Origin of the sequence: Azospirillum sp. B2RO_4 (assembly GCF_051124815.1) — a bacterium.
GTDB lineage: Bacteria > Pseudomonadota > Alphaproteobacteria > Azospirillales > Azospirillaceae > Azospirillum.
In genome coordinates this window covers 428,444-449,615 of record NZ_CP118490.1, presented here as the reverse complement: position 1 = coordinate 449,615, position 21,172 = coordinate 428,444, and the positions used below count along the sequence as shown (strand labels likewise).

Annotated in this window: 13 protein-coding genes; 8 read left to right on the top strand and 5 right to left on the bottom strand. The window is 68.1% G+C overall.

The annotated features are described in order from the left end of the window. The first annotated feature begins 91 nt into the window (after nt 1–91). The 4 genes from hmpA to PWS46_RS28080 all read left to right on the top strand — a co-directional run bounded on the left by hmpA (nt 92) and on the right by PWS46_RS28080 (nt 5,694). Nucleotides 92–1,267 carry an NO-inducible flavohemoprotein gene (gene hmpA, locus PWS46_RS28095; protein ID WP_434624728.1) on the top strand — a complete coding sequence of 392 codons (1,176 nt, stop codon included), beginning with the start codon at nt 92–94 and terminating at the stop codon, nt 1,265–1,267. Between the two features lie 490 nt (nt 1,268–1,757). Then, the gene (locus PWS46_RS28090) at nt 1,758–3,935 is read left to right on the top strand and encodes a methyl-accepting chemotaxis protein (protein WP_434624726.1); all 2,178 of its coding nucleotides are present in this window, start codon (nt 1,758–1,760) and stop codon (nt 3,933–3,935) included. Nucleotides 3,936–4,114: 179 nt separating this feature from the next. Further along, nucleotides 4,115–5,041: a MurR/RpiR family transcriptional regulator gene (locus PWS46_RS28085; RefSeq protein WP_434624724.1), complete on the top strand. Its 927-nt coding sequence runs from the start codon at nt 4,115–4,117 to the stop codon at nt 5,039–5,041. Beyond that, on the top strand, nt 5,041–5,694 hold the full coding sequence (locus tag PWS46_RS28080) for a bifunctional 4-hydroxy-2-oxoglutarate aldolase/2-dehydro-3-deoxy-phosphogluconate aldolase (RefSeq protein ID WP_434624722.1): 654 nt from the start codon (nt 5,041–5,043) through the stop codon (nt 5,692–5,694). Before PWS46_RS28085 ends, PWS46_RS28080 begins: the two co-directional genes overlap by 1 nt. Nucleotides 5,695–5,731: 37 nt before the next feature. Here the strand turns inward: PWS46_RS28080 and PWS46_RS28075 are convergent, their stop codons facing one another. Further along, nucleotides 5,732–9,175: an ATP-binding protein gene (locus PWS46_RS28075; RefSeq protein ID WP_434624720.1), complete on the bottom strand. Its 3,444-nt coding sequence runs from the start codon at nt 9,173–9,175 to the stop codon at nt 5,732–5,734. A 141-nt stretch (nt 9,176–9,316) separates the two neighbouring features. Here PWS46_RS28075 and PWS46_RS28070 point away from each other — a divergent pair, with 141 nt between their 5' ends. Continuing rightward, nucleotides 9,317–10,387 carry a transporter substrate-binding domain-containing protein gene (locus PWS46_RS28070; protein ID WP_434624718.1) on the top strand — a complete coding sequence of 357 codons (1,071 nt, stop codon included), beginning with the start codon at nt 9,317–9,319 and terminating at the stop codon, nt 10,385–10,387. A gap of 226 nt (nt 10,388–10,613) precedes the next feature. Beyond that, nucleotides 10,614–12,329: an MFS transporter gene (locus PWS46_RS28065; protein WP_434624717.1), complete on the top strand. Its 1,716-nt coding sequence runs from the start codon at nt 10,614–10,616 to the stop codon at nt 12,327–12,329. A gap of 79 nt (nt 12,330–12,408) precedes the next feature. Here PWS46_RS28065 and PWS46_RS28060 read toward each other — a convergent pair whose 3' ends face one another. Further along, nucleotides 12,409–13,584 carry a calcium-binding protein gene (locus PWS46_RS28060; protein ID WP_434624715.1) on the bottom strand — a complete coding sequence of 392 codons (1,176 nt, stop codon included), beginning with the start codon at nt 13,582–13,584 and terminating at the stop codon, nt 12,409–12,411. Between the two features lie 254 nt (nt 13,585–13,838). Between PWS46_RS28060 and PWS46_RS28055 the strand changes: the two genes are divergently transcribed. Continuing rightward, nucleotides 13,839–17,333, top strand: coding sequence for a hybrid sensor histidine kinase/response regulator (locus PWS46_RS28055; protein WP_434624713.1), 3,495 nt, complete (start codon nt 13,839–13,841; stop codon nt 17,331–17,333). A 15-nt stretch (nt 17,334–17,348) separates the two neighbouring features. Here the strand turns inward: PWS46_RS28055 and PWS46_RS28050 are convergent, their stop codons facing one another. The 3 genes from PWS46_RS28050 to gltA form a co-directional block, all read right to left on the bottom strand. Further along, nucleotides 17,349–17,999: a response regulator gene (locus tag PWS46_RS28050; RefSeq protein ID WP_434624711.1), complete on the bottom strand. Its 651-nt coding sequence runs from the start codon at nt 17,997–17,999 to the stop codon at nt 17,349–17,351. A gap of 136 nt (nt 18,000–18,135) precedes the next feature. Then, nucleotides 18,136–19,155, bottom strand: a complete 1,020-nt coding sequence (locus tag PWS46_RS28045) for an NUDIX hydrolase (protein ID WP_434624709.1) — start codon at nt 19,153–19,155, stop codon at nt 18,136–18,138. A 217-nt stretch (nt 19,156–19,372) separates the two neighbouring features. Continuing rightward, entirely contained in the window at nt 19,373–20,704 is a 1,332-nt protein-coding gene (gene gltA / locus PWS46_RS28040; RefSeq protein ID WP_434624707.1) for a citrate synthase, read from the bottom strand. 231 nt (nt 20,705–20,935) lie between these two features. On the opposite strand from gltA, the gene PWS46_RS28035 reads away from it, so the two are divergent. Beyond that, complete coding sequence (locus PWS46_RS28035; RefSeq protein WP_434624705.1) at nt 20,936–21,169, top strand: hypothetical protein; 234 nt, start codon at nt 20,936–20,938, stop codon at nt 21,167–21,169. The last annotated feature ends 3 nt before the right edge of the window (nt 21,170–21,172 follow it).

Below are 21,172 nucleotides of genomic sequence, written 5' to 3'. Positions count from 1 at the left end.
TGTGCGGCGCGGAATCCCTGGCTGCGTCGCTTTGGCACAGGGCTTGCCATTCCATTGCGACATCGTGACGCGCAAAAGGATTGCCCTCTTCATGCTGACGCCTGCCCAGATCGCCGTCATCAAGGCCACCGCCCCCGTCGTCGCCGCCAACGCCAACAAGATCACCGGCACCTTCTATCCGCTGATGTTCGAGCGCTTCCCCGAGGTGCGCGCCGTCTTCAACCAGAGCCACCAGCGCAGCAGCGCCCAGCCGGAAGCGCTGGCCAATGCCATCATCGCCTATGCCTCCAACATCGACCGGCTGGAGGTTCTGGGGCCGGCGGTGGAGGCCATCGTGCAGAAGCACGTCTCGCTCAACATCACCCCCGACCAGTACAAGATCGTCGGCACCTGCCTGATGGAGGCCATCGGCAAGGTGCTGGGCGACGCGGTGACGGCCGAGGTCGCCGACGCCTGGGGTGCCGCCTACTGGCAACTGGCCGACCTGCTGATCGCGGCGGAGGAGACGGAATATGCCCGCAAGGCGGCGCTGACCGGCGGCTGGCGCGGCGCCCGGCGCTTCCGCATCGTGGAGAAGACGCCGGAAAGCGCCGTCATCACCTCCTTCCGGTTGGCTCCGGTCGACGGCGGGCGGGTGATGGACTTCCATCCCGGCCAGTATCTCGGCCTGCGCCTGACCGTCGATGGCGAGACCGTCCACCGCAACTACAGCCTTTCCGCCTCACCGAACGGCCGCGACTACCGCATCTCGGTGAAGCGCGAGCCGCAGGGTCTGGTCTCCGGCTTCCTGCATGACCGCGTGCAGGTCGGGGACGAGATCGACGTCTATCCGCCGGCCGGCGAGTTCGTGCTGCGCGAGGGCGCCGGCCCGCTGCTGCTGATCACCGGCGGCGTCGGCCAGACCCCCGCCCTGCCGCTGGCCGAACAGGCGTTGGCCGCCGGCCGCAAGGTCATCTATGTGCATGCCGCGCTCAACGGCTCGGTCCATGCCTTCCGCCGGCAGATCGACGAGCTGGCGGCCCTGCATGAGGCGCTGAAGCCGGTCTATTGCTATGCCGAGCCGCAACCGGGCGACCAGCCGCACATGGTCGGCCTGCTCGACGAGCAACGTTTGGCCGACCTGCTGCCGAAGGAGCCGGGCGTGGCCGCCTATGTCGTCGGCCCGAAGCCATTCATGGCTGCGGTGGTCAAGGCGCTGACCGCTCTGGGGCTGCCGGAGTCGTCCATCGTCCATGAGTTCTTCGGCCCGCGGGAAGCGCTCGCCTGACACGCAAAGCCAAATAACGCTGCCTCCAACCTCACGGGCCGGCCCTTCCCCCAGGGCCGGCCCGTTTTCCGACCGATGGCTGCCCACCCATCGCCGGCGCGTCCAGTGGTTGTGAGTAAATCTGTTATATCACTTAAATCAGATGTGCTGAGCGGTGGCCTAGCCCCTTATTCTGGCTTTCCTCCGGCAGAGCGTGCTGCCTTTCCGTGAAACTTTGCCATGACGCGACAGGCGGTGGATTGCGGTAGGCATGATTTGCATGCCTCCCACGGAAGAATCGTGGATTCTCCTTATTTCTTTCTTAGCGATTTTGGCGCTTTGCTAGTCACGGAACGGTCAAATTATTTGCATTTGTTCCTTTTCCGAGACATCGCCGACGGCCGTCCCGGGATGGGACGGAGGAAACAGTGATGCGGCGAGAGCCGGAACGGCCGGCCGCAGTGACGTGTGGAGCGCTGGTGCCCGAGAGCACCGATGGGGGGAGGACGGTATGACGAACGATAGCCGGAGCATGACGCTCCAGGGAGGGCCCGCCAAGGGCGGCGCCTGGTATTCCGGCCTGCGCGCCAAGCTGATGATCGCCATCGGCGTGGTGCTGTCCGGCACGCTGGTGGCTGCCGCCGTGGCGCTGATCGGCTATGCGAATGTGCGCACCACCATCGACGCCATCGTCGGCGAAGCGGTGCCGGCGATGACCGAGGGCATGGCGGTGGCGCAGCAGGCCGAACGGCTGGTGGCGCTGGCCCCGGCCCTGACCTCGGCCACCGATGCCGCCGCGCGGGAAGCAGTGTCGGCTCGAGTCGGCGCGGCGAAGGAGGAATTCAACGCCCGGCTTTCGCGGCTGCGGGCCACCGGCTCCGCCGGGGACCAGCTCGCCGCCATCGAGGAGGCGTCGCAGGGGCTGCTCAACAACCTGGTGCAGCTCGACCAGGCGGCGGCCGAACGGGTGGCGCTCGCTGCCGAACGCACGGCGATGCTGCCGAAGGTCATGGCGGCCGAAGCGGAAATCCAGAAATTCGCCGCCCCCTGGACGTCCGTCCTCAACAACGACGAGGAGCAGGCTCGCACCACCCTGTCCGACACCGACACCGACCCCGCTGCGCTGCGCGAGGCGGCCGCCACCCTGTCCAAGATCACGACCGAGAAGAAGCCGCTGGCGACGGTCACGGCCGAGGCGGCCAACGTCCGCAACATGCTGATGGAAGCCGCCAGCACCAGCGACGAGCAGCGGCTGGCCATCATCGAGACCCGTGTCGGTGTTTCGCTGGCCGGGCTGGTCAACAGCGCCAAGGAACTGCCGGAACGGCTGGCCGCCGTCGCCACCAAGCAAGCGGAGCTGCTGAACGGCTTTTCGGTCGGCGAGACCTCGCTGGTCACCATTCGGCAGAAGGAACTGCTGATCCAGGGCTATTTCATCCAGCTGCTGGAGAGCAACCACGCCCTGACCACCACCCTGTCCAAGGGAATCGCCACCCTGGTCGAGGGCCAGAAGCGCAACATCGCCGAGGCCAGCGGCGCCACCACCCGTATGCTGGACAACAGCCGGCTGATGCAGATCGCCGTCGCCGTCGCCAGCATCCTGGTGTCGATCCTGGTGGTCTGGCTCTACATCGGCCGCATCGTCATCCGCCGGATGATGGAGCTGAAGACCGGCATGGGCCGGATCGCCGCTGGCGACCTGGACGCCGAGATCAAGCTGAGCGGCCATGACGAGATCGCGGAGATGGGGGCGGCGCTGCTCGTCTTCCGCGACACCGCGCGCGAGGTGGAAACCACCCGCGCCGCCGCCGAGGCCGAACGCCAGCGGGCCGCCGGCGAACGCCGCCAGACCATGCTGTCGCTGGCCGACCAGTTCGAGAACGGCGTGAAGACGGTGGTGGAAACGGTGTCCGCCGCCGCCACCCAGATGCACCAGACCGCCGCCGGCATGGTGGCGACCGCCGACGACACCTCCCGTCAGGCCGGCAGCGCCGCCGAGGCGGCGGAAACCGCGTCGGTCAACGTCGACGGCGCCGCATCGGCCGCGCATGAGCTGTCGCAGTCGATCAGCGAGATCGCCCGGCAGGTGACCGAGTCGGCGACCATCGCCGCCAAGGCGGCAAACGAGGCCGACCGCACCGACAGCACCATGCGCGAACTGAACGAGGCCGCCAGCCGCATCGGCGCCGTGCTCGACCTGATCTCCGACATCGCCGGCCAGACCAACCTGCTGGCGCTGAACGCCACCATCGAGGCGGCGCGGGCGGGAGAGGCCGGCAAGGGTTTCGCCGTCGTGGCGCAGGAGGTCAAGCAGCTGGCCAGCCAGACGGCGAAGGCCACCGAGCAGATCGCCGGCCAGATCGGCGCCATGCAGCAGGCGACCGGCGAGGCGGTGAACGCCATCCGCAGCATCGGCCTGACCATCGGCCGGCTGAACGACATCGCCGCCAGCATCGCCGCTGCGGTGGAGGAACAGGGCGCCGCCACGTCGGAAATCGCCCGCAACGTCCAGCAGGCGGCGGGCGGCACCGCCCAGGCCTCCCAGAACATCGGTCAGGTCCGCACCGCCGCCGGCCAGACCGGCCAGTCGGCGCAGGAGGTCCTGTCGGTGGCCCAGGAGGTCTCGTCCCAGACCGGGCACCTTCAGCAGCAGATCGACCGCTTCCTCAGTCAGGTGCGGTCGGCATAAGGCGGATCGAAAATCCGCTGAGAGCCCCGGGAGAGGAGGCGTCGCGCCCATCCTCCCGGGACAGCTTCCGGCGCTGGGTGCGCGAACGAAATGTAGCGTTGCTCCACAGACGGGTCGACAAAGCGACGAATCTGTAGTAAAACTACATTCGTTTCCCGGTAGCCGCGCTGACCCCCCAAATGCTGGACACCATCGCCTCGTCCCTCGACAGCCTGCGCCGCGCGGAAGCCGCGGTGGCCCGCACCGTTCTGGCCGATCCGGAGGCCGCGGTCCGCGACAGTCTGGCGCAGCTGGCCGGGAAGGCGGGGGTCAGTGAACCGTCGGTCCTGCGCTTCTGCCGCTCCGCCGGGTTCGGCGGCTTCCAGGAATTCAAGATCTCGCTGGCCCAGCATCTGGCGGCCTCCGCCGTGCGGGAGGAGGTCAGCGAACGCCCGACCCCGCTGGTGCGCGACCTCACCCCCGGAGACAGCGTCGCCAGTGCGGCGGAAAAGGTGCTGAACCGCTCCATCGACGCGCTGGTCCGCTTGCGCGGCCGGCTCGACAGCATGGCGCTGGAGAAGGCGGCGGGGGTGCTGGCGCGGGCCCGGCGGGTGCAGATCGTCGGCGTCGGCGCCTCGGGCGCGGTGGCGCTGGACGCCCATCACAAGCTGTTCCGCCTGCTGCCTCAGGTCACCGCCAGCACCGACGCCCATCTTCAGGCGATGGCTGCGGCGACTCTCGGCCCCGGCGACGCCCTGCTGGCGATTTCAAAGACCGGCACCAGCGACGAGATTTTCGACGTCGCCGCCATCGCGCGCGACGGCGGCGCCACGGTGATCGCCATCACCGCGTCGGCGACTCCGCTGGCCGAGCGCGCCGACATCCGCCTGACCGTCGACGTCGACGAGGATACCGCCGTCCACACCCCGATGGCGTCGCGGCTGGCGCAACTGGCGCTGATCGACGTGCTGACCGTCGCCGTCGGTTTGCAGGCCCCGCCGGGCCTCGACCGCCGACTGGCCCGCATCAAGGCGGTCCTGGCCGGGCACCACCGCGTGCCGGAGCGGCCGCCATCCCTTTCAAACTCCGCATCCCCGATCATCCTGAAGAAATCCGAGGAATCCTGATGTCCGCCACCCAGAGCCCTGTCGAAATCCTGGACCAGCTCGTCGCCTACGGCGTCGTTCCGGTCATCCGCAACAGCTCCGCCGATCTGGCGCGCACCGCCGTCACCTGGCTGCGCGAGGCCGGTTACGGCACCTTCGAGATCACCATGACCACCCCCGGCGCCGTCGGCCTGATCGAGGAGCTGTCGGCGGAGGGCGGCGCCCTGATCGGCGCCGGCACCGTCCTGACCCCCGCCGCCGTCGCCGACGTGGTGAAGGCGGGCGCAAAGTATGTGGTTTCGCCCTGCGTCGTGCCGAAGGTGGCCGCCGCCTGCCGCGACCATGGCGTGGCCTGCCTGATGGGCGCCCTGACCCCGACCGAGGTGCATGCCGCGATTTCCGCCGGCGCCGACGCCATCAAGATCTTCCCGGCCTCCACCGTCGGCCCGGCGCACATCAAGGCGCTGAAGTCGGTCTTCCCCGGCATCCGCTTCGTCCCCACCGGCGGCATCGATGCCACCACCGTGGCGTCTTATGTCGCGGCCGGCGTGGCCTGCGTCGGCGCCGGCGGCAAGCTGGTCGACGAAACCCTGGTCAAGAAGGGCGATCGCGAGGGCATCCTCGCCGCCGGGCGCCAGCTGATGGAGGCCTATCGCGCCGCCAAGGGGGCGTGAGCAAGTCGGCGTGAGGCGAGGGCTAACTTCCCTCGCCTCAAACCCCCTCCAGCACTCCGCGCACCGCGTCCATCGCCGCAAGTCCGCGGCTGAACGCCGATTCCGCGGTGGCGGCCAAGGCCTGCGCCTCCACCCGGCGGCCTTCGCGCATGCCGTCCTCCACCGCACGCATCAGGCCGACGAAAGCGGTCAGGCCGAAATGGCTGGCGGCGCCGGCAAGCCGGTGGGCGATGTCCTCGATCTCCTCGTCGGAACTGTCGGGGGCGGTCAGGCGGGGCAGACCGTCCTGCGCCGAGTCCAGCAGCAGACCGCGGATGGTGGCGAAGCGCGCCGGACCGAGGGAGCGGATGTATCGCTCCAGAATCTCCTCGTTCACATCGTCTTCGATCACAAGCGGACGGGACGGCATTTCAGACCCGGGCATCGCCTCCGCCGGGTCCTCGTCCTCATCGGATCGCGCGGCGACGGCGTTCGACAGCAGGTGCATCAGGCGTTCCGGGAAGATCGGTTTCTCGATCACCGCATCGATGCCGGCGGCGATGTAGCGGACACGGTCGGCGGCGAAGACGTTGGCGGTCACCGCGACGATGGGCACCGCCGCACGGTCGGCATCCTCCAAAGCGCGGATGCGGCGCGCCACCTCCGGCCCGTCGATGTCGGGCAGCCGGATATCCAGCAGGATGGCGTCGAAACGCCGACGCGTCGCCAGGTCCAGTGCCTTTTCCCCCGTTTCCGCCACGGTGATCCGGTGGCCGGCGTCGGACAGCAGGCCTAGCGCCACCTCGCGGTTGATCGCATCGTCCTCCACCAGCAGCAGGGCAAGCGAGCGCACCCGGCTGATCGGCAGCAGACGGCCGGGCCGGGTGGGAAGCGCCGGCTCGATCACCCGCTGCAAGGGAATGGTGACGGTGAAGACACTGCCCAGCCCCTCCGCGCTGTCGACGCGGATGCTGCCCTGCATGGCGTCCAGCAGATGGCGGACGATGGCCAGCCCCAGCCCGCTGCCACCGAAGCGCCGGGCGATGGTGGGATCGGCCTGCTCCAGTTTTTCGAAGATGGCGGCGCGGCGATCAGCCGGCACGCCGATGCCGGTGTCGCGCACAGCCAGACGCAGCATCTCTCCGGACCCGGAACGTTCCGGAGCCGGTTCGATTTCGACGCGCAGGTCCACGCCGCCGCGCTCGGTGAACTTCACCGCGTTGCCGACGAGGTTTACCAGGATCTGGCGTAGCCGCTGGCGGTCGACCACCACCAGTTCCGGCACCTCCGGCGCGATGTCGAGGTCGAGGTCGATCCCCTTCTCGTTCGCCAGTCCTTCCACCGTCGCAACGACCTCCTCCAGCACCGGCAGCAGGGCGCAGGGGGCGGGGTCGAGGTCCAGCTTGCCGTCCTCGATCTTGCGCAGATCCAGGATGTCGTTGACCTGATCGAGCAGCCCGTGGCCGCAGCGCATGATCGACATGGCATAGCGCCGCTCCCCGGCATGGAGTTGCCCGGTCAGCAGCAGCCGGCACAGGCCGAGGATGCCGTTCAGCGGCGTGCGCATCTCGTGGCTGACGGTGGCGAGAAACTCCGTCTTGGCGGCGTCGGCGCGCTCCGCCCGCTCCTTGGCCTGCCGCAACTCTTCCCGCGCCCGGCGCGAGGCGGTGATGTCGTTGGCGACGCAGATGATGCGGCAACGCCCGTCGCCCGACCATTCGAAGGGATGGCGCTGCAACGCAAAGACGGCGTTCTCGCCGTTGCGGGGAAGCACCAGTTCCTCCACCCCCAGCGAGCGCATGGAACCGGGATCGCCGCCGGCAAGCGCCCGGCCGGTCTCCGGCCCCAGAACCTCGGCGAGAGTACGGTTCTCGATGTCGGCGCGGCGGGTGCCGAAACAATCCTCCGCCGCCCGGTTCCACAGCAGGACACGGCTGCTGTCGCCGTCCAGCACGTAGAGGACGCTCGGCACATTGTCGATCACCGCGTCCAGGAAGGCCTGGGTCCGCCGCAACAGCTCCTCCGCTTCACGGCGGCGGGTGATGTCGACGACCGAGCTGAGCAGCACCTCCTCGCCCTGGAATTCAAAGGCGATGCCTGACAGCAGGCCCCACAGGCGGCGGCCGGACTGGGTCACCAGCTCCGTTTCCACATCGAGGGCGAGGCCGCTGGAGAAGACGTCGCGGACGAACTCGTCGCGCACCTGCGGGACATACCAGACGCTTGCGGCCGGACGGCCCAGCAGGTCGCCGGCCTCCTCCACCTCGAACAGGTCGGCGGCACGGCGGTTGACGAAGCGGATCTGCCCGTCGGCTCGGCCGGAGATCACCAACGGCACCGGCGCCGCTTCCAGCACCGTGCGCAGCCACTGCTCGTTGCGGCGGAGCGCCGCGCTCTTGTCCTCCGTCTCCTGGATGTAGAAGCGCAGCGCGCGGGCAAGCTGGCCGATCTCGTCGGCGCCGGTCACCGGAACCTCGGCACGGCCGCCGCCGGTGCGGTCGCGGATCGCCTCGCTGACCGCCCACAGCCGGGCCAGCACCTTGCGCCGCACATACAGCACCGACAGAACCATCCCCAGCACGACCACGCCGACCGAGGCGAAGAACAGGCGGGTGTAGGTGGTGGAAACCTCGATCACCTGCTGGCGGCTTTCTTCCGCCGCCTTGGTCTGTTCGACGAAGATGCCGGTGTTGAGGCCGGTGTTGACCAGAGACACCTGATTGGCGCGGTCGACCAGCCCGTTCAGCATTTCCGACGCCTGCAATTCCGCCTGCCGCTGGCGGAAGACGGAGCGGTCGCCTTCCACCACCGACCGCATGCCTTCTGCAAGGCGGGCGAGCCGCTCCGACACGCCCCCCGCCGGAACCGACCCGTCCAGCGCCGCCAGTTGCGCCGCCGCACTGTCGGCCAACCGGGCGAGCGCGAAGCTGTTCTCCGCCTGATGGACGGAGGCGATCAGGAACAGCAGCCGCTCCGCCATCGCCAGCCAGCGCTGCACGCCGGCATCCTCTACTCCGCGCAGCGCCGGTTCGGCCAGGGCATCGGCCATCCGCCGCACGTCACGGGTGCGGTCGGCCAAGGCGCGGCGCGCGGTGATGCGGGCGGCGACGCCGCGGTCGATGGCGTCGCGCAGCCGCAGGATCTCGTCGCGCTGCAGCTTCAGTCCGGCGATCCGCTGGGCCTGCCGGCCATCGGCCGAATCCAACTCGGCCAGCAGGCGATCATAGCCGTCCAACTGGTCGGCCAACCCCTGCTTGATCGTTTCGCGTCCGAAATTCTCTTCGGACAAAGCCAATTGTTCCAGGGTCCGCATGATCCGCTGGTGCTGGCGCTCCAGCTTGGCGGAGGCGACGACAGCCGGGAACTGCTCCGACGTGACCTTGGTGATGCCGGCATGCAGCCCGTCGAAGGCGATGTAGGCGCCGAGCCCGATCAGGAAGGCGACCAGCCCGTTGAAGGCGAGCGCGCCGAACAGCCGCGCCCCGACGCCGATCCTGACCATCCCGGCCCTGTCCGGTTCAGAACCGCCAGACCCCGACCCGCTGCCGTCCGCCATTCCTGTCCCTGCTTCTCTGGCCCCGCATCGTTTGCGCGAGAACGATCGCAGCGTATCATAGCCAATCCGTCGGATAAGGGGAGAAGGATGGGGTCGAAGCCTGTTGCCGTCGCGTTCGGCCTGCTGCTGGCACTGCAGCACTTCACCGGTGCCGCCGCGGCGCAACCGGACCCGGCCGCCGCACGCAACGGCGATCGGCCGGTGCTGGCGGAGATCGAGCGGCGCGGGGTCGTGCGCTGCGGGGTGTCCTTCAATCCCGGCTTCGCCGCCAACGACGATGGCGGCCGTCCGGTCGGCTTCATGGTCGATCTGTGCCGGGCGCTGGCCGCCGCGGTGCTGGGCAAGGCCGACGCCATCGAGATCCGCCGGCTGTCGAAGCTGCAGGAGTTCGACGCCGTCGCCGCCGGCGAGGTCGACGTCTCCTTCGCCCAGACCTCGTGGACGCTGACACGCGATGCGACCTATGCCGTCGATTTCGGGCCGCCGATCTTCTACGACGTGCAGGGGATCGCCGCGTGGCGGCTGCCCGACGGCCGGTCGGCGCTGGACGGCGAACTGACGGTCTGCGTGCCGGCCGGCACCACCACCCAGGCCGAGTTGGAGGCCCTGATCGCCGGCGGCAAGCGGCCTTGGAAAGTCCGCAGCTTTCCGGGTTGGCCCGACACGCTGGAGGCCTTCCTCAGCCGCGACTGCGCGGCGGTCAGCGCCGACCGGGCCTTGCTGACCACGGCGCTGCGTATGCTGGACGCGCCGCAGGATGCGCTGGAAATCGCCGACACCCCCGTGGCCTCTCCCGTTGCCGCTCGCGAGCCGTTGGCCCCGCTGACGCCCAACAGCGACCGCATGTGGATGGCGGCGGTGCGCTGGGTCATGTTCGCGCTGTTCCTGACCGACGATGCCGGCGTCACCGGCGCCAACGCCAATTTCCAGCGCATCACCGGCAGCAGCGAAATGCGGCGCCTGCTGTCCGGCATGCCGGAGGTGGCGGCAAAGGCGGGCCTGCGGCCGGACTGGGCCTATCAGGCGGTGGTGCAGGTCGGGAATTACGGCGAGATCTTCGACCGCAATCTCGGCAGCCGCTCCCCCTTCAAGCTGGACCGCGGCGTGAACCGGCCCTGGACACAGGGCGGGCTGTTGTACGCCCCGGTTTTCCAGTAAGGGCCGTTCAGGCAGGCGGAGAAATCCGCACAATAGGATAGCGTAACCCAATACCGCGTCCCGGTGGCCCCCGACCATGGTCGGGGGTGACGCATATGGTTCGCGTGCACAACTATCTGCATAACAACCAAGAAGCGGACTCGGTCATTCTCCGGCATGGCCGCGACGCGCCGCTCACAAAAAACCAACCACAGTCCTGGATTATTCACTTGGGAGGGTGAAGACCATGGCCTATGCGGCTTCGACGGCTGATGCCGTCCGACCGATGACGGGCGAGGAGAAGAAGGTCATCTTCGCGTCCTCGCTCGGGACCGTTTTCGAGTGGTACGATTTCTATCTCTACGGATCGCTCAGCGCGGTCATCGCCGCGCAGTTCTTTTCGGGCGTGAACCCGACCGCGGCCTTCATCTTCGCCCTGATGGCGTTCGCCGCCGGCTTTGCGGTCCGGCCCTTCGGTGCCCTGGTCTTCGGCCGCCTCGGCGATATGATCGGCCGCAAATACACCTTCCTGGTCACCATCCTCATCATGGGCCTGTCGACCTTCATCGTCGGCATCCTGCCCAACTACGCCTCGATCGGCATCGCCGCCCCGATCATCCTGATCGTCCTGCGCCTGCTGCAGGGTCTGGCTCTCGGCGGCGAATATGGCGGTGCCGCCACCTATGTCGCCGAACACGCGCCGCACGGCCGCCGCGGCAACTACACCTCCTGGATCCAGACCACCGCGACGCTCGGCCTGTTCCTGTCGCTGCTGATCATTCTCGGCTGCCGCGTGTCGATGTCGGCGGAGGATTTCAACGCCTGGGGCTGGCGCATCCCGTTCCTGATCTCCATCGTGCTGCTCGGCATCTCGGTGTGGATCCGGCTGATGCTGAACGAATCACCCGCCTTCAAGAAGATGAAGGAGGAGGGCAAGCATTCGACGGCGCCGCTGACCGAGTCCTTCGGCCAGTGGAAGAACCTGAAGATCGTCCTGCTCGCGCTGTTCGGCCTCGTCGCCGGTCAGGCGGTGGTCTGGTACACTGGCCAATTCTATGCCCTGTTCTTCCTGACCCAGACGCTGAAGGTCGATGCCCAGACGGCCAACCTGATGATCGCGGCGGCGCTGCTGATCGGCACGCCCTTCTTCGTGATCTTCGGCACGCTGGCCGACCGGATCGGCCGCAAGCCGATCATCATGGCCGGGCTGCTGCTGGCCTGCCTGACCTATTTCCCCCTGTTCAAGGGCATCACCCACTACGCCAACCCGGCGCTGGAGGAAGCCATCGCGACCGCGCCGGTCGTCGTGATCGCCGATCCGAACGAATGCTCGTTCCAGTTCAACCCGGTCGGCACCAGCCAGTTCACCAGTTCCTGCGACATCGCCAAGAGCGCGCTGGTCAAGCGCGGCATCCCCTACACCAACGAAGCGGCGCCGGCAGGAACCGTCGCGTCGATCAAGGTCGGCAGCACGGTCATCCCCGGCTATTCCGCCCTGCCGCAGGCCAACACCACCGTGTCGCTGAGCCACGGGCCCGCCACCGCCGCCACCCCGGCCGACGCCAAGGCCGTGGGCGCCGCCTTCGACAAGGGCCTGGGCGACGCGCTGAAGGCCGCCAACTACCCGCCGAAGGCCGATCCGGCCCGCATCGACACGGTGATGGTCGTCGCCCTGCTGACGGTGCTGGTCCTCTATGTGACCATGGTCTACGGCCCGATCGCCGCCATGCTGGTGGAAATGTTCCCGACCCGCATCCGCTACACCTCGATGTCGCTGCCCTACCACATCGGCAACGGCTGGTTCGGCGGCTTCCTGCCGACCACCTCCTTCGCCATCGTGGCGGCCACCGGCGACATCTATTCCGGCCTGTGGTACCCGATCGTCATCGCCGCCGCGACCCTGGTGATCGGCCTGCTGTTCGTCCGCGAGACCAAGGACGTGGACATCTACCAGCACGACTGATGCCGCCGGCCGTCGCCTGAGCCGGCGATGTTCCAACGCAGGAAAAGGGCGGAGGGGATAATCCTCCGCCCTTTCTCCGTCAGGCGAACGACAGCGCCGCGTGCGGCTGCGTCGTATCGGCCGCGGCAAAGGCGGTGCCGGTGGTGAGCGGCGAGGCGTCGCGGCCCTCCTGGTAGCCGAACTGGACATAGTGGTTGGTCGCGGCCTGCAGATCGGTGCCGAAGGCGGCCTGCAGATCCGGATAGCGCGCCAGATAGGACGAGGCGTCGAACTCCAGGTTCCGGCCCTCGTTGCGGCCGAACTGGGCATAATGGAGCGCCGCTGCCGTCGTGTCCGTGCCGAAGGCGGCGATCAGGTCCGGGTTGGCGGCAAGATAGCTCATGGAATTGAAGTCGGTCTGGCGGCCTTCCAGCCGTCCCATCTCGATATAATGACGGGTCGCCGCGCTGGTGTCCGTGCCGAAGGCGGCGAAGATGTCCGGATTGTCGGCGATGTAACCCGCGGCGTTGAAGGTCAGGGTGCGCCCCTCGTTCCATCCGAAAGACCGGTAATGGTCGAAGGCGGCGTCGGAGTTGGTACCGTAGGCCGCGGCAAGGTCGGTGTTGGCGGCGAGATAGGACAGGCCGTCGAACACCGGGGCGGAAGCGCCGGCCACCGTCTGGTCGGTGTATTGGATGAACTCGACGTTGGTCAGCCGATCATAGCCGTTGGCGTCGATCACATAGATCTCGCCGTCATGCTTTACGGCACCGCTGTCGGCCCGCGTGGCGTGGCGGACCACCGTGTCGATGCCGTCGCTGCCGTCGATGATATTCACGCTCTTGCCGCCATCCAGCAGGTCGTCGCCCCGACCGCCGTTGATGGTGTCGTCGCCGGCGTAGCCGCGCATCGTGTCGTTGAAGTCCGAGCCAGTCAGGCTGTCGTTGCCGCTCAGCAGCGCATCGCGGATCGCTTCGGCATCGGTTCCCGCCGCCGCCCAGCCCAGTGCGGTCGCGACCGGCAGGTTCAACTGCGACACCGACAGGTCGGGAACGCCGTTCGTGGCGTTGGTGACGCTGGCGATGGTGCCGCCGGTCAGGGTCTGGCTGGCCGCGTCATAGGTGAAATTGCCGCGGAAGTCGGTGGACCGGCCGTCGCCATAGCTGATGACGAGTTGGTTGGGCGTGGCCACCGTGACCGTACCGCCCTGGATGCCGGTCACCCCGAGTTCGTCGGTATTTATGCTGGTCTGTGAACCGGCGCTGACCGATACCATTCGCACTCTCCTTACCTTCTCGTTTTCGACCAAAGGCTTTGCAGCCCCGCAGGAAGAACAACGAAAGGGCGGATGTGTCCCGGCTTCGCCGGACGTGCGGTCGGGCGGCCCCCTTTGCCCCCGGCACCACCGGCCTCAGCCATTTGCGTGCGGCCAAAGGTGGCGGTGCGAAGCAGGCGCGGTGCCGACGCGCGCGCTGTGATAAACTGCCGCCCACAGGGAGTGAAAATCAGGAACGGGATGCGCAAAGCCCCATGGAAAGCTGGTTTATCCTGGCCGCGTCGCTGGCCTATCTGTTGTCGCTGTTCGCCATCGCGTGGTACGGCGACCGCACCGGCAACCATGGCAGCGACCGACGAACGCCCTGGCTCTATGCGCTGAGCTTCGGCGTCTATTGCACCTCCTGGACTTTCTACGGCGCCGTCGGACGGGCGGCGACCGGGGGCTTCTATTTCCTGCCGATCTACATCGGGCCGATCCTGATGATCGGGCTGGGCTGGCCGGTTCTGGCCCGCATCGTCCGGGTGGCGAAGTCGGAGAACGTCGTCTCCATCTCCGACTTCCTGTCCGCCCGCTACGGCAAGAGCCGCAGCCTGGCAGCGCTGGTCACCATCGCCGCGGTGATCGGGCTTCTGCCCTATATCGCCCTGCAGCTGAAGGCGATCAGCGTCAGCTTCGAAATCCTGGGCGGAGCCTCGCTGGGAACCGACCTCAGCCAGATGCCGGGCGGAACGGCGCTGATGGCGGCGCTGCTGATGGCGGCCTTCGCCATCCTGTTCGGTGTGCGCAGCGTGTCGGCCAACGAACATCACCGCGGACTGATGATGGCCATCGCCGCGGAATCGGTGGTGAAGCTCGCCGCGGCGCTGGGGGTGGGCGGCGCCATCGCCTTTTCCGTCTTCGGCGACCCCGCCACCTTCATCGACGCTGCCGTCCGCAATCCCGGATTCCTTGAGCTGATCCGGCTGGACAGCATCGGCACCGACTGGTGGGTGGCCTGCCTGCTGTCGGGGCTGGCGATCCTGTGCCTGCCGCGCCAGTTCCACGTCGCGGTGGTGGAGAACACCCATGCCGGCGACGTGCGGTCGTCGGCGAAGCTGTTCCCCGCCTATCTGGTCGCCATCAACCTGTTCGTCATGCCGGTGGCGCTGGCCGGGCTGATGCTGCTTCCCGACGGAACGACCAACGCCGATACCTTCATGGTGTCGATTCCGCTGAGCCAGGGCTGGCCGTGGCTGGCGCTCGCCGCCTTCATCGGCGGGCTATCGGCCGCCACCAGCATGATCCTGGTGGAGATGGTGGCGCTCAGCACCATGATCTGCAACGACATCGCCGTTCCGCTGCTGATGGCGCTGCGCCCCGACGACCGGCGGCTGCGCGACGATCCGGCGGGGATCCTGCTGCTGGTGCGGCGGTCAGCGGTGATCGTGCTGGTGCTGCTGTCCTATGGCTGCTACCGGCTGATCGGCCCGGCCTTTCCGCTGGCGACCATTGGCATGATGAGCTTCACCGCGGTGGCGCAGTTCGCCCCTGCCCTGTTGGGTGGACTGGTGTGGAGCCGGGCCAGCCGCAGCGGCGCCTTCGCCGGCATCTGCGCCGGCTTCCTGGGCTGGGCCTACACCATGTTGCTGCCGTCCTTCGCCGATGCCGGATGGTTGGCCTCCAGCGCGCTGCGCGAGGGGCCGTTCGGCCTGACCGGTCTCAGCCCGGTAGCGCTGGCCGGCATCGCCGGCATCGACCCGCTGACCAATGCCGCCCTGTGGAGCCTGGGGCCGAACCTGCTGCTGTTCGTCGTGGTGTCGCTGCTGACCCGTCCGTCGACACTGGAGCGCCAGCAGGCCGCCCGCTTCATGAGCCTGCGCCGCGCCTCCGACGGCGAGCCGCACGGGCCGCGCGGCGCCACCCTGGCCGATCTGCACGATCTGGCCGTGCGCTATGTCGGGCAGCCGCGCGCCGATGCCGCTTTCCGCCGTTTCACCGGGGTGGAGGACGGCGATCTGCGCACCGCCCTGCTGATGCGCACCGATGGCGAGGCGATCCAGCTGACCGAGCGGCTGCTGGCCGGCGCCGTGGGTTCGGCGTCGGCGCGCGTGGTGGTGGCCGGACTGCTGTCCGACCGCCGGCTGTCGCGCACCGATGCTCGCTCCATCATCGACGAAGCGTCGCGGGCCATCCTGAAGCAGCACGAGCTTCTGCGCGCCACGGTCGAGAATGTTCCCCAGGGCATCGCGGTGTTCGACGAGGATTGGCGCGTCGCCACCTGGAACAACCAGTTCCTGGTCCTGCTGAATCTTCCGGACGGCTTCGTCCAGGTCGGCACCTCGCTGCGGGACATCGTCGGGCTGATCGCACGGCGCGGCGAATATGGGCGCAACGGCGAGATCGAGACCCTGCTGGAGCGCCGCTCCGACCCGCGCCGCCGCAACAAGCCCGACGTCTATGAGCGCGTGCGGCCCGACGGGACGGTGCTGGAGATCGCCACCAACCCAATGCCCGGCTCAAAACCAGGGGGCGGCGGCTTCGTCGCCGTCTACACCGACGTCACCGAACGCCACCGCGCCGCCGCCGCCTTGCGTGAAGCCAACGAATCGCTGGAACGCCGCATCGAGGAGCGCACCCACGCCCTGTCGGAAGCGAAGGCGGAGGCCGAGCGCGCCAACCGCGGCAAGACCCGCTTCCTGGCCGCCGCCAGCCATGACCTGCTGCAGCCGCTGCACGCCGCCCGGCTGTTCCTGTCCGCTCTGGGTGAACGCAACGGCGACAGCGCCATCCGCCAGATCGACGCCTCGCTGCGGTCGGTGGAGCAAATCCTGGGCGACCTGCTGGACGTCTCCAAGATCGACAGCGGCGTGGTGAAGCCGAACCCGGTGCCGATGCGCATCGACGAATTGCTGAAACCGTTGGGCGAGGAGTTTACCGTGCTGGCCAGCCGCCACGGGCTGGGGCTGCGGGTGGTCGATTGTTCGGCCACGGTGCGCAGCGACCCGACGCTGCTGCGGCGCATCCTGCAGAACTACCTTGCCAACGCGGTGCGCTACACCCGCACCGGACGCATCCTGCTGGGCTGCCGCCGACGGGGGAATTTCCTGTCGATCGAGGTGTGGGACACCGGGCCGGGCATCCCCGAACACAAGGTGCCGGAAATCTTCATGGAGTTCCGTCAGCTGGACAATGACGGCGACGACCGCGGCAAGGGGTTGGGCCTCGGCCTCGCCATCGTCGAGCGTCTGGCCGGAATCCTCGGCCATACGGTTCAGGTGCGGTCGAAGGTCGGGCGCGGCAGCGCCTTCTCCGTCCTGGTGCCGCTGACCGACGAGCCGGTCGCCGCACGCGCCGTGGTGGTCCGCCCGCGTGGCCGTGACCTGCGCGGCGTGTTGGTGCTGTGCCTGGAGAATGAGCCCGCCATCGCCCGCGCCACCGAGGACCTGCTGTCCAGCTGGTCCTGCCGCGTCGTTACCGCGGTCGCCCCGGACCTTGCCCTGGAGAAGCTGGAGGGGCAGACTCCCGACGTGATCCTGACCGACTATCACCTCGACCGCAGCCTGACGGGGGTGGAGGCCCTGCGCACCCTGCGCGCCCGGCTCGGCAGCGACATCCCCGCGGCGGTCGTCACCGCCGATCGCGACGCCGCCGTGCGCGAGGACATCGAGGCGGCGGGCTGCCGGCTGCTGTACAAGCCGGTGCGGCCGGGTGCGCTGAGGGCATTGCTGGGACAGCTGCTCGCGGAAGGGCAGCGGATGGTGGGGTGAAGAACTGAGTTCGCCTTACTCCACCGGCGGCGGCGGGGCGGCGGACAGCGCCAGTTGGCTCGCCAGCACCGCGGCCTGGGTGCGGGTCAGCACGCCGAGCTTGCGCAGGATCGTGGTGACATGGGCCTTCACCGTCGTTTCGGCGACGTTCATCTCGTAGGCGATCTGCTTGTTCAGCTTGCCTTCGGCGATGCCGGCGAGGACGCGTAGCTGCTGCGGGGTCAGGGTGGCGGCGCGCTGGGCCGGGTCGGGAGCCTCGGTCTCCGGGCCGCCGTTGATCTCCGGCAACCACAGCTCACCGTCGAGCACGGCGTGGATCGCCTCGACGATCTGAGTGTTGGGGGCCGATTTCGGAACGAAGCCGGAGGCGCCATAGTCGATGGAGCGCTGGATCGTCACCGGATCCTCCGAGGCCGACACCACGATCACCGGAATCGCGGGATATTCGGAGCGCAGCATCATCAGCCCGATCAGGCCGCTCATCCCGGGCATGTGCAGGTCGAGCAGGATGATGTCCGGCGGCTCCCCGGTATCCAGCAACGGCTTGATGTGGTCGAACCGCGACGCTTCCAGGATCACGGCGCCGGGGATCGCCTGACCGATGGTCTGGGTCAAGGCGGTGCGCATCAGCGGGTGGTCGTCGGCAATCAGGATGCGGTGCGACATCGGCCTTCTTGGATTTTCCGAGTATGGATTTTCCGGCTATGGACAGTCCGGGTTTAAAACCGTTCCACCAGTATCCGCTTGCAGCCGTCCGTTGACAACTGCGCCCAATGCCGCGCGTCGAAGTTTCCGATGGATTTTACCCTAATCCGTCCGCGGATGGGATGGCACCGGCACTGGTCCGTTCGTGGATGGCCTGGCGGCGGAAGCGGTACAACTCGGCGGGCCGCCCGCCGGTCTGGCTTTCAAACTGGCCGGTGGGCTCGACAAAGCCGCCGGAGATCATCAGGCGGCGGAAATTCTGCTTGTGCACCCGCTCGCCCGACAGCGCCTCCACCACCAGTTGCAGCTGGTGCAGGGTGAAGGTCGGCGGCAGAAGTTCGAAGACGATGGGACGGTAGCGCAGCTTGCCGCGCAGCCGCTCCAGCGCGGTGGCCAGGATGCGCCGGCCGTCGCGCGCCATCGGCCGGCCGAGCGCCCGCGGCATCGGCCCGCCGGCCCCCACCGACGGGTCGACCCGTCCGGCGAGGTCGCGGTCACGGAAGGCCTCCACCACCAGACCGGCCTCGTAGAGCAGTTCGAACCGCTCCAGCACGCGCTCCATGTCCCAGTCGGCGCCGTCCAGGCCGAAGGCCATCTGGGCACGCTCGGCCCGCCGCAGGCGGGTGCCCTCGTCGGGCGCCGAGGCGATCCAGCCGCCGAGCGCCGGGGCAATCACGGTGTCCAGCAGCGGCGGGCGCCGGTCGCGCCAGTCCTCCCAAGGGAAATGATCGTAGAGGTCGCGCCATTCGGCCGAGGCCTCGCCGCCCAATGGGCCGTCGCGGACCAGCGCCAGATAGCCGACCACGACGGAGCGCGGCCCGCCGAACAGCTCGTGCGGATCGCGGTAGCGGTCACCGAAGGTGTAGAGCTGCTCGACATAGCGCAGCGCCAGCCCCGACAGCCCCTCCGCCACCGCGCGGACGCCGTCCTGCAGGGTGCGGAAACGGTCGGGCTCGAAGGGGGCGCCGGGCAGCGCGTCGCGATGCGGCAACGGCTCGTCGCCGCGCCGGTGGTCTTCCGGCACTGTGAATCCGCTGCGCACCGTCACGACGCGCGGCGTCCCGCCGGTCACCGCAACGATGGCGACCGACAGGCCGAGTTGGAGAGGCTGGGTCACGGGGTGTGCGCTTTTCCCCCTCTCCCCCCCGGGGAGAGGGTCGGGGTGAGGGGGACGCACTGCGTGCCTTCCCAAGAATTCTCGCCATGCTTCCCCCTCACCCTAACCCTCTCCCCGCTTTCGGCGGACCGGAGGTCCGCCTGTCGCGTCAGCGCAAACTTCGTTTGCGCGTGAGCGGGGGGGAGAGGGGACTCGAGGCGGGGACAGGCTACTGGCTTCAACGCTTGTCCAGCGGGACGAAGGGACGGGCGGCGTGGCCGGTGAAGAGCTGGCGCGGACGGCCGATCTTCTGGGCCGGATCCTCGATCATCTCCTTCCACTGGCTGATCCAGCCGACGGTGCGGGCCACGGCGAACAGCACGGTGAACATGCTGGTCGGGAAACCCATCGCCTTCAGGATGATGCCCGAGTAGAAATCAACGTTCGGATAGAGCTTCTTCTCGACAAAGTACTCGTCCGACAGGGCGATCTTCTCCAGCTCCATCGCGATGGCCAGATGCGGCTCGTCCTGGATGCCCAGGCGATCGAGAACCTGATAGCAGGTCTCGCGCATGATTTTGGCGCGCGGATCGTAGTTCTTGTAGACCCGGTGGCCGAAGCCCATCAGGCGGAAGCTGTCGTTCTTGTCCTTGGCGCGGCGGACGAACTCGGGGATGCGCTCCACCGAGCCGATCTCCTCCAGCATCTTCAGCACGGCCTCGTTGGCGCCGCCATGGGCCGGACCCCACAACGCCGCGATGCCCGACGCGATGCAGGCGAACGGGTTGGCGTGGGACGAGCCGGCGAGGCGGACTGTGGAGGTCGAGGCGTTCTGCTCGTGGTCGGCATGCAGGATGAAGATCTTCTCCATCGCCTCCGACAGGACCGGATCGACCTTCCATTCCTCGCACGGCGTGCCGAAGGTCATGTAGAGGAAGTTCTCCGCGAAGGACAGGTCGTTGCGCGGATACATGAAGGGTTCGCCGACCGTGTACTTGTAGGCCATGGCGGCCATGGTCGGCATCTTGGCGATCAGGCGGTGGGCGGCGATCTTGCGCTGCACCGGATCGAAGATGTCGGTGGAGTCGTGATAGAAGGCCGACAGGGCGCCGACGACGCCGCACATGATCGCCATCGGGTGGGCATCACGACGGAAGCCGCTGTAGAACTTGGTGAGCTGTTCGTGCACCATCGTGTGATAGGTGATGGTGCGCTCGAAATCGGCCTTTTGCTGCGGGTTCGGCAGTTCGCCGTTCAGCAGCAGATGGCAGACCTCCAGGAAGTCGCAATTCTCGGCCAGATCGGCGATGGCATAGCCGCGGTGCAGCAGCACGCCCTCGTCGCCGTCGATGTAGGTGATGGCCGAATCGCAGGCGGCGGTGGAGGTGAAGCCCGGATCGTAGGTGAAATAGCCGGTCTCGGCGTAGAGCTTGCGGATGTCGATCACGTTGGGACCGGTCGACCCGCTGAGCACCGGCAGCTTCAGGGTCTTGCCGGTGGCGTCGTCGGTCAGCGTGACGGTGCCGACCTGGTTCACATCGCCGTGCGGCGTGTGCTTGCTCGATTCCATGACCTTCTCACACTCCTTGCTGGCCGGCCGGGCGGCGGCTCGCGGCCTCCGCTGCCGGACCTTGGTGGTTGGCCCGTCTTCGGCGCGCCTGGGCAGCGCGCTTATGTCGCGCGCGCGTTCGCCCCTTGCGGCGCCGCGCCGTCTTCTCCCGGTCCGACACAAGGACAGGCCGGGAGCGGAACCCCCACCCTTCCTGGTCGTTGACTCCTCCAGAAGATAGCAGAGGACATCATGACCGACACGCCACAAACGCGCACCCCCTCCGAAGGAATGCCCCAGCCGAGGAAATCCGGTGCGGACACCCATGACCAGACCCCGGCCGGCGAGCGCTCCCCGCGCGAGGATCTGAGCAAGACTCCGGGCGACGGAACGCTGCAGGACGCCACCCCCGCCGGCCTGTCGTCGGAAGAATTGCGGGAGCGGGCGGAGGACGCCGACGGCTCGACCCAGCCCGGCACCGGCTGACCG

Coding starts and splice junctions, on each gene's coding strand:
- PWS46_RS28085 (WP_434624724.1), top strand. CDS start 4,115: ATGCTGGACACCATCGCCTCGTCCCTCGACAGCCTGCGCCGCGCGGAA.
- gltA (WP_434624707.1), bottom strand. CDS start 20,704: ATGGAATCGAGCAAGCACACGCCGCACGGCGATGTGAACCAGGTCGGC.
- PWS46_RS28050 (WP_434624711.1), bottom strand. CDS start 17,999: ATGTCGCACCGCATCCTGATTGCCGACGACCACCCGCTGATGCGCACC.
- PWS46_RS28055 (WP_434624713.1), top strand. CDS start 13,839: ATGGAAAGCTGGTTTATCCTGGCCGCGTCGCTGGCCTATCTGTTGTCG.
- PWS46_RS28060 (WP_434624715.1), bottom strand. CDS start 13,584: ATGGTATCGGTCAGCGCCGGTTCACAGACCAGCATAAATACCGACGAA.
- PWS46_RS28080 (WP_434624722.1), top strand. CDS start 5,041: ATGTCCGCCACCCAGAGCCCTGTCGAAATCCTGGACCAGCTCGTCGCC.
- hmpA (WP_434624728.1), top strand. CDS start 92: ATGCTGACGCCTGCCCAGATCGCCGTCATCAAGGCCACCGCCCCCGTC.
- PWS46_RS28070 (WP_434624718.1), top strand. CDS start 9,317: ATGGGGTCGAAGCCTGTTGCCGTCGCGTTCGGCCTGCTGCTGGCACTG.
- PWS46_RS28090 (WP_434624726.1), top strand. CDS start 1,758: ATGACGAACGATAGCCGGAGCATGACGCTCCAGGGAGGGCCCGCCAAG.
- PWS46_RS28065 (WP_434624717.1), top strand. CDS start 10,614: ATGGCCTATGCGGCTTCGACGGCTGATGCCGTCCGACCGATGACGGGC.
- PWS46_RS28035 (WP_434624705.1), top strand. CDS start 20,936: ATGACCGACACGCCACAAACGCGCACCCCCTCCGAAGGAATGCCCCAG.
- PWS46_RS28075 (WP_434624720.1), bottom strand. CDS start 9,175: ATGGTCAGGATCGGCGTCGGGGCGCGGCTGTTCGGCGCGCTCGCCTTC.